We start from the raw sequence: 12,464 nt of genomic DNA, 5'->3' as shown, positions 1-12,464 counted from the left end.
GGGGATGATGGGGGCGGAATGACGGAACGCAAGGGCAGGAGCTTCCATGGCGAAGCGGGTTCACCAACCCCGTGAGGACGCGGAGTTCGATTTCATCCTCGGGATGAGCAAAGTTCCGGTCCTCGCGTACTTCACCGGGACATGGCCCAAGGCGATCGAGCCCTGCCGGGAGATGGACCTCGTCGTGGGCGGCATCGCCGACGACTACACGGGCCGCCTGACGGTCGTCCGCACCGACATCACGCGCTGTCCGGCCGCAACCACGCGATACGGGATCACGGGAGCCCCGTCCTGCGTCCTGCTGAACGGCACGGGAGAGCCGGTGGCGACGAGCACGGGGCCCATGACCACCGCCCAGCTGCGGGAGCTCGTGGACGACTGCCTCTGAGCGCCACCGCATCCGCGACACGTGAGCCGGGACCCGCCGCTACAGGCGGGCCCCGGCTTCGCCGCCCCTTCAGGCTTGACTTCGTGTGCGCTCCAGGATCTAGCGTCGCTGCTGGAACACCGCTGGACGAAGGCGATCGGAGACGGACATGCGACTCGGCGTGCACATCAATCGGTTCAACCACTCCGGAGGGGTCGCCGCGCTCGGCCCCGAGCTGGCGGCGGTCGGTGGCGCGGCCGAAGCGGCGGGCGTCCACCGGCTCACGGTCATGGACCACTACTTCCAGATGGAGTTCAACGGCGGCGCCGAGGACCCCATGCTGGAGGCCTACACGACCCTCGGCTTCCTCGCCGCCCACACCTCGACCGTTCGCCTCGGGGTGCTTGTGACCGGCGTCACGTACCGCTTCCCCGGTCTGCTCGCCAAGATCGCCACCACGCTGGACGTCCTGTCCGGCGGCCGGGCCACCCTCGGTATCGGGGCGGCCTGGTACGACCGTGAGCACGAGGGTCTCGGGGTGCCGTACCCCGCGACGGCCGAGCGGTTCGAGCGGCTGGAGGAGACGCTGCGGATCTGTCTCCAGATGTGGGACCCGGACGACAACGGGCCCTTCGAGGGCACCCACTACCGGCTCGCCGAGACCCTCTGCGTCCCGGCGCCCGTCAGTTCACCGCGCCCGGAGATCATGATCGGCGGCGGTGGGGAGCGGAAGACCCTGCGGCTGGTCGCCCAGTACGCGGACGCCTGCAACCTGTTCGCCAGCACCCCGGAGGAGGTCGGGCACAAGCTCGACGTCCTGCGTGGCCACTGCGACAGCGTGGGACGCCCGTACGACGACATCGCCAGGACGCTGCTCTACATGGGCGGCCCGCTGGCCGAGAACGACGTCGACGGGTTCGTCCGGGACATCGAGGGCTACGCGAAGTTCGGCATCGAGACCGTGATGCTGGGGCCGAGCACGGAGGCGCCGGCCGCCTGGATCGAGGACTTCGTGGCCCCGGCGGTGCTGCGCGCGGCCGAGTTGGGCTGAGGCCGGGGGCGAGCCGGGAGGGCATGACAAGAGAGCCGGAGCCCGTGAGTGCGGCTTCGGCCCGCTTGTCATACGTACGTCATGCGTACGTAGATCAGGCGGCGGCCGGCGCGGCCTCGCCCTGGATCTGGCCGATGACCTCCACCAGCTGCGCGGCGACCTCGGCGTCGTCGGCGGGGTGCGTCTCGGCGAAGCGGACCACGGAGCCGGGGATGGAGAGCTTGACGCCTTCCAGCACCTTGGCACCGGCGATGCCCGCGGACTTGCGGGCCTCGTCCTGCGCCCAGAGGCCGCCGAACTGGCCGTAGGCGGTACCGACCACCGCGACCGGCTTGTCGGTGAGGGCGCCGGCGCCGTAGGGGCGGGACAGCCAGTCGATGGCGTTCTTCAGTACGGCCGGAATCGTGCCGTTGTACTCGGGGACGAAGAGCAGCAGGGCGTCGGCCGAGCCGGCGGCCTCGCGCAGTGCGACGGCGGCGGCCGGGAGGCTGCCTTCCACGTCGATGTCCTCGTTGTAGAACGGGACGTCGGACAGGCCTTCGAACAGCAGTACCTCGGAGCCCTCCGGGGCGTGCTTCACGGCTGCCTCGGCGAGCTGACGGTTGTGCGAACCGGCACGCAGGCTGCCGACGAGGGCAAGAATGCGAACAGACATAAGGAACTCCACAGGGAGGGGCTGAAATATTGCCGTAACGATCCGGACCGGGGTCCGTTTAGAGTTGTACCAGCGAAACGGACCGGGGTCCAGTTTTCTTCCCGGGGCGTTACGCTGCTTACATGTCCGACGACATCCTGCCGCCCCTCCCGAAGCCCCCGCTGTGGCCCGAGGTGCCCCAGTTCCTGGAACTGGCCACCGGTGTCGGCGCCCACGCGCAGGCCGACGAGCCGTGTCTGCGCGCCGATGCCGCGCGCAACCGGGCCCGCCTGCTGGAGGCCGCCGCCCGGCTGGTGGCGCAGCACGGCCCGGCCGGCGTGACCATGGAGGCGGTGGCTGTCGAGGCGCACGTGGGCAAGGGGACCGTGTTCCGGCGTTTCGGTGACCGCACCGGACTGTTGACGGCCCTGCTCGACCACTCGGAGAAGAGGCTCCAGGCCGGCTTCCTGACCGGTCCGCCGCCGCTGGGACCCGGGGCGCCGCCCGTGGAGCGGCTGCGCGCGTTCGGGGTGGCGGTGCTGCGCCGGGCCTTCGATGACCTGGAACTGCAGTTGGCCGCCGAGGGTGGAGCGGGCCGCCGCTTCGCGTCCGCACCCCACCTGGTCCGGTCCGGTCACGTCGCCATGCTGCTGCGACAGGCGATTCCGGACGCCGACTGCGAACTCCTCGCGAAAACACTGATGGGATATCTGGACCCGTCGCTCATCCACCACCTGACCAAGCAGTGCGGGATGCCGTCGGCACGGCTGGAGGCGGGCTGGATCGACCTGGTCGACCGGATCACGGGCGGTCCGACCTCGCTTTGAGACGCGATTTTCGGCCAATCGCGCCGGACGTGCGGTGATGTTCGAAGATGGTCAACCCCGCCAACCTGTCCGGGACTTGGCGTCGGCTGTCCGGAAAGCGCGTTCGGCGCGCGCCGGTATGCCCGGCGGCCGGGAATCTGTTGCCCAGCGGGTCGGGAGCAACCCGAAATGATCTTTATGAAGCGTTTCAGTAAAGCGCTTTCCTGAAGCGCTTACGTCAACCTTCTTTGCTATCCGGTCGATTGCGAAGTTCCCCCGGTCCAAACCATGCCCCGAGCTTCTGCAAAGATGCCATACGTCATGGTGCAGATACCGAATTCGGCCGTCCCTGCGGTACCCCAGCCACGCTCCGTGCCCACGAGCGCGGATGTGGCACGCCTGGCCGGCGTCTCACGCGCAACCGTCTCCTACGTCCTCAACAACACCAGTGCCGTGCGGATCAGCGAACCCACCCGCCGTCGCGTCCACGAGGCGGCGAAGGAACTCGGGTACGTTCCGCACGCGGCGGCCCGCAGTCTGCGGGCTGGACACAGCCGCCTGGTCCTGATGCCCGCGCCGAGCGTGCCGATAGGCCCGCTCTACAGCCAGTTCATCAACGAACTCCAATGGGCGCTCAGCCGCCTGGACTACACCGTCGTCCAGTACGCCTCCGTCGGGCTGCGCGTTGACGAGGCCGCCCGGGCCTGGGCCGAACTGCGCCCGGCCGCCGTCATCGTGCCCGTCGACGGGATCGGACCGGAGGGTGTGGCCGTCCTCAAGCGCTCCGGCGCCCGGGCCGTCGTCACCCTCGGTGCCGAGCGCATCGAGGGAGCGCACAGCCTGATCGTCGATCACATGGGCGTCGGCCGGGCCGCGGGCGCACATCTGTACGCCCGTGGCCGCCGCCGGATCGGCGTCGTCGTGCCCGAGGAGCAGGGTCTGGACGTCTTCTCCCAGCCACGCCTCGCAGGGGTGCGCGACGCGGTGGAGGGTACGGACGCCTCGGTGACCGTGCTGCCGCTCGCGTACGAGGAGGAATCCGCCGCCCGCCTCGCCGAGCGCTGGCCCGAACTCGGCCTGGACAGCGTCTTCGCGTTCAACGACGAGTACGCGATGCTGCTGATGCGGGCCTTGCAGGACGCCGGCGTCAGCGTCCCCGAGGACACCGCGGTGGTCGGCGCCGACGACCTGCTCCTCGGCCGGTTGCTGCGGCCCAGCCTGAGCACCGTGCACATCGAACTCCCGGCCGGACGGGATCTCGCCGAACTCGTCGACCGCGCGGTGCGCAACCCCGGTACCGATGCCGAGACCCACCACGTCCACGGAGCGACGCTCGTCCATCGTGACTCCAGCTGAACCGCCGTGCGTGTGGCGACTTGGGCGGCGCGGTTCCCGTACGGCGTGACTAGGATGTTGCACGCTCAACCAGTAGGGATGCCGTCGACCACCGGACGCCGCGTGCTGCTCTGCCGCGCGCCGGATCACCGCATCCCGCCCCGCGGCTGACGAACGGCCGCGAACCACACGGGACTCGCGGCTGCTCCGCGCGTCCCGCCGGTGACTGATCGGAGAGCCACAATGCCGTTGCTCGACCCCAAGACCTGGCAGTCCCACGCCGTCCGCCCCCTGTCGGGCCCCGAGTACACCGTCGTCGAGCCCGCCACCGGCGAGGCGCTCGGCACGGTCGTGCTCGCCACCGGCGAGGACGTCGGACCGGCCGCGCAGGCCGCCCGCACCGCCCAGCAGTCATGGGCCCGCACCCCGCACTTCGTCCGTGCCGGAGTGCTCCGCAAGGCGGGGGACCTGTTCGCCGCGCACGCCGAGGAGTTGCGCGACTGGATCGTCCGCGAGTCCGGTTCCATACCCGGCAAGGCCGAGTTCGAACTGCACGTCGCCGCCCAGGAGTGCTACGAGGCCGCCGCCCTCGCCTCCCGCCCGGCCGGGCAGGTACTGCCCTCCGAGGCGCCCCGGCTGTCCTACACCCGCCGGGTGCCCGTCGGGGTGGTCGGCGTCATCTCGCCGTTCAACGCCCCGCTCATCCTCTCCATCCGCTCCGTCGCGCCGGCCCTCGCGCTCGGCAACGCGGTCGTCCTGAAGCCGGACCCGCGCACCGCGGTCTGCGGCGGGCTCTCCCTGGCCGCGGTCTTCGCCGAGGCCGGTCTGCCCGAGGACCTGCTGCACATCCTGCCGGGCGGCCCCGACGCGGGCCAGGCGCTGGTCGCCGACCCGCTGGTGCCCGTCATCTCCTTCACTGGCTCCACGGCGGCGGGCCGTGCCGTCGGCGAGGCGGCCGGCCGCCACCTCAAGCGCGCCCACCTCGAACTCGGCGGCAACTCCGCCATGATCGTCCTGGCGGACGCCGACCTCGACGCGGTGATCTCCACCGCCGCCTGGGGCTCGTTCTTCCACCAGGGCCAGATCTGCATGACGACCGGCCGCCACCTCGTCCACGAGTCGCTGTACGGGGAGTACGTCGAGCGGCTCGCCGCCAAGGCCGACTCCCTCGCCGTCGGCGACCCGCACCGCGCGCAGGTCCACCTCGGCCCGATCATCGACGGCTCCCAACTCGCCAAGATCCACGGCTTGGTGGAGTCCAGCACGGCGAGCGGCGCCAGGCTCGCGGCGGGCGGCACGCACGAGGACCTCTTCTACCGGCCGACGGTCCTCGCCGACGTCGACGACCGGACCCCCGCCTACGCGGAGGAGGTCTTCGGCCCGGTCGCGCCCGTACGCCCCTTCACCACGATCGACGAGGCCGCCGCCCTCGCCTCGGCCGGCCCCTACGGGCTCTCCCTCGGCATTGTCACCCGTGACACCGCGCGCGGCCTCGACCTCGCGGAGCGCATACCGACGGGGATCGTCCACATCAACGACCAGACGGTCAATGACGAGGCCGTCGCTCCCTTCGGCGGGGTTGCCGCGTCCGGCACCGGTGCGCGGTTCGGTGGGGAGTCGAACCTGGAGGCGTTCACGGACGTGCGGTGGACCACTGTGCGCGGGGATGTGGCGCCGTACCCCTTCTAGGGCGAACTGGTGCGTGGTCGGCTGCGGGTGCGTTGTGGCTGGTCGCGCAGTTCCCCGCGCCCCTGAGGGAGGGCTGCGCCCCTCCCTCAGGGGCGCGAGCCCAGTCGGTTTACTCGGCCTGCTGGGCGGCGACCGACTTGCGGACCTCGTCCATGTCCAGCTTGCGGGCCTGCCCGATGACGTCCGTCAGGGCGGTCTCGGGCAGGGCGCCCGGCTGCGAGAACACGGCGACCTGATCCCGGACGATCATCAGCGTCGGGATCGACTGGATACCGAAGGCCTGTGCCAGCTCCGGTTGCGCCTCCGTGTCGATCTTGCCGAACACCAGATCCGGGTTGTCCTCGGCGGCCTTCTCGTACACCGGGGCGAACTGACGGCACGGCCCGCACCAGGACGCCCAGAAGTCGATCAGCACGAACTCGTTGTCCGTGACCGTCTGGTCGAAGTTCTCCTTGGTGAGCTCCACGGTGCTGCTCATGACCTGATTCCTCTTCCTGCTGTCGGCCCGTTACCGGTGGTGCCCGCAACAACATGGCCCGGCCACCGCCTATTCCGCGCACGTACCCGTGTCGCCACGGGCCCACACCAGCTACCAGACTGACCCCATGACGGAAACGGAAACCAACGTGTACGACGTCGTGGTACTCGGTGCCGGACCCGTGGGGGAGAACGTGGCCGACCGCACCCGCTCGGCCGGCCTCTCCACCGCGGTCGTGGAGAGCGAACTGGTCGGCGGTGAGTGTTCCTACTGGGCCTGCATGCCCAGCAAGGCCCTGCTGCGCCCGGTCATCGCCCGCGCCGACGCCCGCCGGGTACCAGGACTGCGCCACCTCGTCCAGGGCCCGCTGGACGCCGAGGCGGTCCTCGCCCACCGCGACTACGAGACATCCAACTGGCAGGACGACGGCCAGATCAGCTGGCTGGAGAGCATCGGCGCCGACCTCTACCGGGGCCAGGGACGCCTGTCCGGGCCCCGCACGGTGACAGTGACGGGCGAGGACGGCTCCACCCGGGTGCTGACCGCCCGGCACGCGGTCGCCGTGTGCACGGGCACCAGCGCCCAGCTGCCCGACCTGCCGGGGCTCGCCGAGGTCGGCCCCTGGACGAGCCGGGAGGCGACCAGCGCCAAGTCGGTGCCCGGCCGCCTGATCGTGGTCGGCGGCGGTGTCGTCGCCGTCGAGATGGCCACGGCCTGGCAGGCACTCGGTTCCCAGGTCACCCTGCTGGTGCGCGGCAAGGGCCTGCTGCCCCGCATGGAGCCCTTCGCGGGCGAACTGGTCGCCGACGCGCTGGCGGAGGCGGGCACCGATGTCCGTACCGGTACCTCGGTCAAGTCGGTGACCAGGGAGAACGGCACCGTCGTGGCGGTCACCGGCAGCGGCGAGCGGATCGAGGCCGACGAGATCCTCTTCGCCACCGGACGCGCCCCGCGCACCGACGACATCGGCCTCGACACCGTCGGCCTGGAACCGGGCTCCTGGCTGTCGGTCGACGACAGCCTCCGGGTCACCGGCAGCGAGTGGCTGTACGCGGTCGGCGACGTCAACCACCGCGCGCTGCTCACCCACCAGGGCAAGTACCAGGCCCGGATCGCGGGCGCCGCCATCGCCGCCCGCGCGGCCGGCGTGCCGCTCCTGGAGACCGACCCCTGGGGTGCCCACGCGGCCACCGCCGACCACGGCGCTGTCCCGCAGGTCGTCTTCACCGACCCGGAGGCGGCGTCCGTCGGCCTCTCCCTCGCCGAGGCGGAGCAGGCGGGCCGCCGGGTGCGCGCGGTCGACGTGGAGTTCGCCTCGGTGGCGGGCGCCGGTCTGTACGCCGACGGCTACCGGGGGCGCGCCCGTATGGTCGTCGACCTGGACCGCGAGACCCTGCTCGGCGTGACCTTCGTGGGCCCCGGTGTGGGCGAGCTGATCCACTCGGCGACCGTCGCCGTCGCCGGAGAGGTGCCGCTGGGCCGGTTGTGGCACGCAGTGCCGTCCTACCCGACGATCAGCGAGATCTGGCTGCGGCTGCTGGAGGCGTTCCGGGACGGCAAGTAGGAACCCGGCGGGCGGAGAAGCCGGGCGACCGGAGAAGCAGGGCGGTCAGAGGAGCCGGGTGGTCAGAGGGGGAAACCCAGCTCCTCGGCCGCCCGCGCGGGCGTCGGCTGGGCCCACCGCTCCGCCATGGCCGCGCCGGAGGACAGCGAGCGCAGCTCGGCGCGGTCGAGATAGAGGGTGCCGTCCAGATGGTCGGTCTCGTGCTGGACGATCCGGGCGGGCCACCCCGTGAACACCTCGTCCACCGCACGCCCGTACTCGTCCTGGCCCGTGAGCCGCACCGCCGCGGGCCGGGACACCACCGCCTGCCAGCCCGGCACGCTCAGACAGCCCTCGAAGAACGCGGCCCGCTCGACGCCGACCGGGGCGTACGAGGGATTCACCAGCACCCGGAACGGCAGGGGCACTCGCCCGCGCACCACCCGTACCTCCTCCGGCACCGGCGCCGGGTCCTCGATGACCGCGATCCGCAGTCCTACCCCGACCTGAGGGGCCGCCAGACCGACGCCCGGGGCGGCGCGCATCGTCTCGCGCAGCGCCTCGACGAAGCGGGCCAGCAGCTCCGCGCCGAGCTGCCCGTCGAAGGGCACGGAGACACGGCGCAGCACCGGATCGCCCGCGGCGACGATCGGCAACGGGCCGCCGACGGCGAGCAGTCGCTCGACCCGGTCGGCAAGGGCGCTCGGGTCATGGGGAGTTGCCATGGCGCCAGGATGCCACGCACGACTGACAACCATCGCCCCTTTGTGTGACGTACGCCACTTCGGAGGCGGGGAACTCGGCGGCCACGCGATCCGACTACTGAACCGCCCCCGCAGCCTTGCCCGACCACAGCCTCACCCGACCTCAGCCCTCCGGAGACGCCCGCCGATGTCCACCGCGCCCACGATCACGACGGACGAATCCCCGGACTCACCGGAGGCGTCGAAACCCTCCGCCCCGGCGAGACCGTCCGCAGCCGCCACGCTCCGCCCACTCGTCCTGCGCCTGCACTTCTACGCGGGCGTCCTCGTCGCCCCGTTCCTGCTGGTCGCCGCGCTGACCGGCTTCCTGTACGCGGGCTCCTTCCAGGCCGAGAAGATCATCTACGCCGACGAGCTCACCGTCTCCGTGGGAGACACCAAGCTGCCGATCTCCGAGCAGGTGGCCGCCGCCCGCAAGGCCCATCCCCAGGGCACCGTCGCGGGCGTGCGCCCCTCGCCCGAGGACGACGCCACGACGAGGGTCATGCTGTCCGGCGTCCCCGGTGTCGGTGAGGGACATACGCTCGCCGTGTTCGTCGACCCGTACACCGCGAAGGTGGAGGGCGCGCTCGAGCAGTACGGGTCGTCGGGCGCGCTGCCGCTCCGCACCTGGATCAGCGAGTTCCACCGCAATCTCCACCTCGGCGAGAACGGCCGCCTCTACAGCGAACTCGCCGCGAGCTGGCTGTGGGTGATCGCGGGCGGCGGCCTGGTGCTGTGGTTCGCCCGCCGCCGTACGCAGCGCAGGATACGCGGCACCAGCGGACGCCGTCGCACCCTCGGTCTGCACGGCACCGTCGGTGTCTGGGCGGCGGCAGGCTTCATCTTCCTCTCCGCCACCGGTCTGACCTGGTCGACGTACGCGGGCGCCAACATCGACGTCCTGCGCACGTCCCTCGGCCAGTCCACCCCGGCGGTCTCGGCCGCTGCGGGCGGCGAACACACCGGCCATGGCGCGGCGGCCGGCGCCGGGAGCACCACCGAGCACGGTGTCGGCCTCGACAAGGTGCTGGCCGCGGCCCGCGCCGAGGGTCTGGGTGACCCCGTCGAGATCGTCCCGCCCGCCGACGCGTCCTCCGCGTACGTGGTGAAACAGATCCAGCGCAGCTGGCCCGAGAAGCAGGACGCGGTCGCGGTGGACCCCTCGACCGGCAAGGTCCTCGATGTCCTGCGGTTCGCGGACTTCCCGGTGCTCGCGAAACTGACCCGCTGGGGCATCGACGCCCACACCGGACTCCTGTTCGGGTTCGTCAACCAGCTCGCGCTGATGGCCCTCGCGCTCTCCCTGGTGCTGCTCATCGTCTGGGGCTACCGCATGTGGTGGCAGCGCGGCCGGGCCTCCGCCTTCGGCCGCCCGATTCCGCGCGGCGCCTGGCAGCAGGTACCCCCGCTGCTCCTCGTGGCGCTGATGGCGGCCGTGGCCGTCGTGGGCTACTTCGTTCCGCTGCTCGGCATTCCGCTGGCGGCTTTCATCGCCGTCGACGTGATCCTGGGCGAGATCGACCACCGCCGGGGCAACCGCACGTACGCAGAGCGGGCGGGCGCGAAGCGGTAAGCGGCGGGGGGAAAGTCCGACGGCCCGGCTCCCGTTGCGTGGGGAGCCGGGCCGTCGGACACTCCGTCTGCCTGTCCGTCGTACGGAGATCTACTCGAACGTACGGAGATCCAAACGTACGGAGATCTACTCGAAGTCGCCCGCGAGGGCGGAGGCGAGCTTCATGTGCGGCGCGGCCTCTTCGTGCCGGCCCTGCCGCTGGAGGGTGCGTCCGAGCAGCAGCCGGGCGTACTGCTCCACCGGGTCGCGCTCGACGAGGACACGCAACTCGGCCTCGGCACGCCGTAGTTGGGCCGAGTGGTAGTAGGCGCGGGCCAGCAGCAGCCGGGGTGCGGTCTGCTCCGGGACCTCCTCGACCAGCCCGCCCAGAACGCGCGCCGCGCCGGCGTAGTCCTTGGCGTCGAAGAACAGTCCGGCCCTCTCCCAGCGCTCCGCGGCCGTTCCGTGGTGGTAGTACGCGTTCGTCGTGCTCTCCACTTGTGCCTCCTTCGGAGACGCTAACCGGATCAGGCGGTTATTCATTCCGCCCGGGTCCGGCCGGGTCCTGCCGACGTGGCCAGCTCCGCGTTCGCCCGTTCGTTGATCAGCGACAGCACCCGGCCGGCGACGGCCAGATCATCGGCGGGGATACCGGCGTAGATCCGCGCGGTGAGCGGCGCGGTTTCGGCGGTCGTGGTGCGGTACAGCTCGCGTCCCGCGTCCGTGATGGCGAGAAGGGCGGATTCGGCCGTCAGTAGCCGGGCCTCGATCAGTTCGTCGACCACCGTGCGCACGTCGGCCTCGCCGATCTTCAGCGCGTCGACGACCTCGCCGACGAGCCACTCGCGCTCGACGGGTCCGTCCGCGACGGCGACGAGCCTGAGGGCGACCGACTGCTGGAAGGTGACTCCCTGTCGGGCGAGCACGTTTTCGAGCACGGCCCGCCCGGCGTAGTGGGCGAGGGCTATGACCCGGGGGTTGAGTGTGGGTGCGGTGGGTGTGCTCATGTCTGCTCCCGCGTGACGCCGGAAGCGACCATGGGCCAGTACCCCTGGTGCCCTCTTCGGCGGTAGCGGTCAGGTCCTGATGGCGTCCGTCGTCGGTATGGGGTAGGGGACGCCGCCGGCCGACGCCAGGTGGTCCCTGAGTCCTTGCTCGGTGCTGCTCACGTGCAGCAGCGCGGCGGCCTGGCTGAGGGAGGCGTCCCGAGTACTCAGTGCCCGATAGATCGCCTCGTGCTCGGCGAGGGTGCGGCCTGCGGCCTGGGCGTCGACCAGGCCACGCCAGATACGGGCGCGCAGCGTACGGCCGGAGATCGCCTCCAGGAGCGTGAGCAGCGTGTCGTTGCCCGTCGCCGACACGACGGCGCGGTGGAAGGCCGCGTCATGGATGTTGAGCCGTTCGACGTCGTCGCTCGCCTCGCGCATGGCGTCCAGGTGCTTCTTGACCTCGGCGAGCTGTTCGTCGGAAATACGGGTGGCGGCCAGCGCGGTGGCCATCGGTTCGAGGAGCCGACGTACCTCCATGAGGTCCTGCAGCGCGGCCGAGTCCCCCTGGAGCAGTTCCACCGCCCCGCCGAGGCCCTCGAAGAGCAGCCTCGGCTCCAGACTGGTCACATAGGTGCCGTCGCCTCGGCGGACCTCCAGGATCCGGGCGACGGCCAGGGCCTTGACCGCCTCGCGGGCGAGATTGCGCGACAGACCGAGCTGCGCGGCCAGGTCCGGTTCCGGCGGGAGCTTCGATCCCGGGGGCAGCGCGCCGGTGCGGATCAGCTCACGGATCTGCTCGATGGCCCTGTCTGTCAGTGACAACGCGAACTCCTTCCATAACTGCTCTCCGTGGGCATATCCGACCTGATCAGTCCCTGGGTACGAAGATCGTCCCAGAGGCCTTGGGGGATGCGCCGACGGCGTAGTTCCGCGTTACGTGCCACCTGCTCGGGGCTCCGCATACCGAGGGTGACATTGATGATACTGGGGTGGGTGGTCGGGGGAGCCATGGCGGCGGCGGGGAGGGTGGTGCCGTGGTGCTCGCAGATGTCGGCGATGGCCTCGGTGCCACTGGGCGCCCGCAGCGAGCGCCTCGGCGAGCGGGCTAGCGGTGGTGGTGTCCGGCATGGTCAGCACCGGCACGATGCTCGGTGCCGCCCAGCACGGAAGCCGGGTCGGTGTGGGTTATCTGCCGAGCCATCCGCCGTCGATGGGGAGGGTGGTGCCGTGGATGTAGGTGGCGGCGTTGGAGGCGAGGAAGACGGTGGCGCCGG

13 protein-coding genes and 2 pseudogenes are annotated in these 12,464 nt (G+C 71.1%); 7 read left to right on the top strand and 8 right to left on the bottom strand.

The genetic code is table 11. The features are described 5' to 3' along the window. The first annotated feature begins 46 nt into the window (after nt 1–46). Both ADL01_RS24025 and ADL01_RS24020 read left to right on the top strand, forming a co-directional pair. Entirely contained in the window at nt 47–388 is a 342-nt protein-coding gene (locus ADL01_RS24025; RefSeq protein ID WP_053744098.1) for a thioredoxin family protein, read from the top strand. 148 nt (nt 389–536) lie between these two features. Further along, nucleotides 537–1,418: an LLM class F420-dependent oxidoreductase gene (locus tag ADL01_RS24020; RefSeq protein WP_053744097.1), complete on the top strand. Its 882-nt coding sequence runs from the start codon at nt 537–539 to the stop codon at nt 1,416–1,418. 94 nt (nt 1,419–1,512) lie between these two features. On the opposite strand, the gene ADL01_RS24015 is transcribed toward ADL01_RS24020, so the two are convergent. After that, nucleotides 1,513–2,073: an NAD(P)H-dependent oxidoreductase gene (locus ADL01_RS24015; RefSeq protein WP_053744096.1), complete on the bottom strand. Its 561-nt coding sequence runs from the start codon at nt 2,071–2,073 to the stop codon at nt 1,513–1,515. Nucleotides 2,074–2,195: 122 nt separating this feature from the next. Here ADL01_RS24015 and ADL01_RS24010 point away from each other — a divergent pair, with 122 nt between their 5' ends. From ADL01_RS24010 to ADL01_RS24000, 3 genes are all read left to right on the top strand, one after another. Beyond that, nucleotides 2,196–2,879 carry a TetR/AcrR family transcriptional regulator gene (locus tag ADL01_RS24010; RefSeq protein ID WP_053744095.1) on the top strand — a complete coding sequence of 228 codons (684 nt, stop codon included), beginning with the start codon at nt 2,196–2,198 and terminating at the stop codon, nt 2,877–2,879. A 288-nt stretch (nt 2,880–3,167) separates the two neighbouring features. After that, a complete protein-coding gene (locus ADL01_RS24005) occupies nt 3,168–4,214 on the top strand; it encodes a LacI family DNA-binding transcriptional regulator (RefSeq protein ID WP_199834914.1) in 1,047 nt (348 codons plus the stop codon). 222 nt (nt 4,215–4,436) lie between these two features. After that, complete coding sequence (locus ADL01_RS24000; protein ID WP_053744093.1) at nt 4,437–5,882, top strand: benzaldehyde dehydrogenase; 1,446 nt, start codon at nt 4,437–4,439, stop codon at nt 5,880–5,882. Between the two features lie 109 nt (nt 5,883–5,991). Here ADL01_RS24000 and trxA read toward each other — a convergent pair whose 3' ends face one another. Beyond that, on the bottom strand, nt 5,992–6,360 hold the full coding sequence (gene trxA, locus ADL01_RS23995; RefSeq protein ID WP_053744092.1) for a thioredoxin: 369 nt from the start codon (nt 6,358–6,360) through the stop codon (nt 5,992–5,994). A gap of 127 nt (nt 6,361–6,487) precedes the next feature. Here trxA and ADL01_RS23990 point away from each other — a divergent pair, with 127 nt between their 5' ends. Beyond that, a complete protein-coding gene (locus ADL01_RS23990) occupies nt 6,488–7,924 on the top strand; it encodes a dihydrolipoyl dehydrogenase family protein (protein ID WP_053744091.1) in 1,437 nt (478 codons plus the stop codon). Nucleotides 7,925–7,986: 62 nt separating this feature from the next. On the opposite strand, the gene ADL01_RS23985 is transcribed toward ADL01_RS23990, so the two are convergent. Continuing rightward, nucleotides 7,987–8,628: a peptide deformylase gene (locus ADL01_RS23985; RefSeq protein WP_053744090.1), complete on the bottom strand. Its 642-nt coding sequence runs from the start codon at nt 8,626–8,628 to the stop codon at nt 7,987–7,989. 166 nt (nt 8,629–8,794) lie between these two features. On the opposite strand from ADL01_RS23985, the gene ADL01_RS23980 reads away from it, so the two are divergent. After that, entirely contained in the window at nt 8,795–10,222 is a 1,428-nt protein-coding gene (locus tag ADL01_RS23980; protein ID WP_053744089.1) for a PepSY-associated TM helix domain-containing protein, read from the top strand. A gap of 126 nt (nt 10,223–10,348) precedes the next feature. Here ADL01_RS23980 and ADL01_RS23975 read toward each other — a convergent pair whose 3' ends face one another. The 5 genes and pseudogenes from ADL01_RS23975 to ADL01_RS46520 form a co-directional block, all read right to left on the bottom strand. Continuing rightward, nucleotides 10,349–10,699, bottom strand: a complete 351-nt coding sequence (locus ADL01_RS23975; RefSeq protein ID WP_053744088.1) for a tetratricopeptide repeat protein — start codon at nt 10,697–10,699, stop codon at nt 10,349–10,351. 41 nt (nt 10,700–10,740) lie between these two features. Continuing rightward, nucleotides 10,741–11,208, bottom strand: a complete 468-nt coding sequence (locus tag ADL01_RS23970) for a hypothetical protein (protein ID WP_053744087.1) — start codon at nt 11,206–11,208, stop codon at nt 10,741–10,743. Nucleotides 11,209–11,277: 69 nt separating this feature from the next. Then, nucleotides 11,278–12,012 carry a FadR/GntR family transcriptional regulator gene (locus ADL01_RS23965; protein ID WP_053744086.1) on the bottom strand — a complete coding sequence of 245 codons (735 nt, stop codon included), beginning with the start codon at nt 12,010–12,012 and terminating at the stop codon, nt 11,278–11,280. Beyond that, a pseudogene (locus tag ADL01_RS46525) lies at nt 12,003–12,251 on the bottom strand (aldo/keto reductase); the annotation flags it as partial. The gene ADL01_RS23965 and the pseudogene ADL01_RS46525, both read right to left, overlap by 10 nt. A 124-nt stretch (nt 12,252–12,375) precedes the next feature. Continuing rightward, nucleotides 12,376–12,464, bottom strand: a pseudogene (locus tag ADL01_RS46520) (2-deoxy-D-gluconate 3-dehydrogenase); the annotation flags it as partial.

Origin of the sequence: Streptomyces sp. NRRL WC-3618 (assembly GCF_001280005.1) — a bacterium.
Taxonomy (GTDB): domain Bacteria; phylum Actinomycetota; class Actinomycetes; order Streptomycetales; family Streptomycetaceae; genus Streptomyces.
The sequence above is the reverse complement of the archived record's forward strand: the minus strand, read 5'-3'. Positions and strand labels throughout refer to the sequence as shown.

Coding starts and splice junctions, on each gene's coding strand:
- ADL01_RS24025 (WP_053744098.1), top strand. CDS start 47: ATGGCGAAGCGGGTTCACCAACCCCGTGAGGACGCGGAGTTCGATTTC.
- ADL01_RS24020 (WP_053744097.1), top strand. CDS start 537: ATGCGACTCGGCGTGCACATCAATCGGTTCAACCACTCCGGAGGGGTC.
- ADL01_RS24015 (WP_053744096.1), bottom strand. CDS start 2,073: ATGTCTGTTCGCATTCTTGCCCTCGTCGGCAGCCTGCGTGCCGGTTCG.
- ADL01_RS24010 (WP_053744095.1), top strand. CDS start 2,196: ATGTCCGACGACATCCTGCCGCCCCTCCCGAAGCCCCCGCTGTGGCCC.
- ADL01_RS24005 (WP_199834914.1), top strand. CDS start 3,168: ATGCCATACGTCATGGTGCAGATACCGAATTCGGCCGTCCCTGCGGTA.
- ADL01_RS24000 (WP_053744093.1), top strand. CDS start 4,437: ATGCCGTTGCTCGACCCCAAGACCTGGCAGTCCCACGCCGTCCGCCCC.
- trxA (WP_053744092.1), bottom strand. CDS start 6,360: ATGAGCAGCACCGTGGAGCTCACCAAGGAGAACTTCGACCAGACGGTC.
- ADL01_RS23990 (WP_053744091.1), top strand. CDS start 6,488: ATGACGGAAACGGAAACCAACGTGTACGACGTCGTGGTACTCGGTGCC.
- ADL01_RS23985 (WP_053744090.1), bottom strand. CDS start 8,628: ATGGCAACTCCCCATGACCCGAGCGCCCTTGCCGACCGGGTCGAGCGA.
- ADL01_RS23980 (WP_053744089.1), top strand. CDS start 8,795: ATGTCCACCGCGCCCACGATCACGACGGACGAATCCCCGGACTCACCG.
- ADL01_RS23970 (WP_053744087.1), bottom strand. CDS start 11,208: ATGAGCACACCCACCGCACCCACACTCAACCCCCGGGTCATAGCCCTC.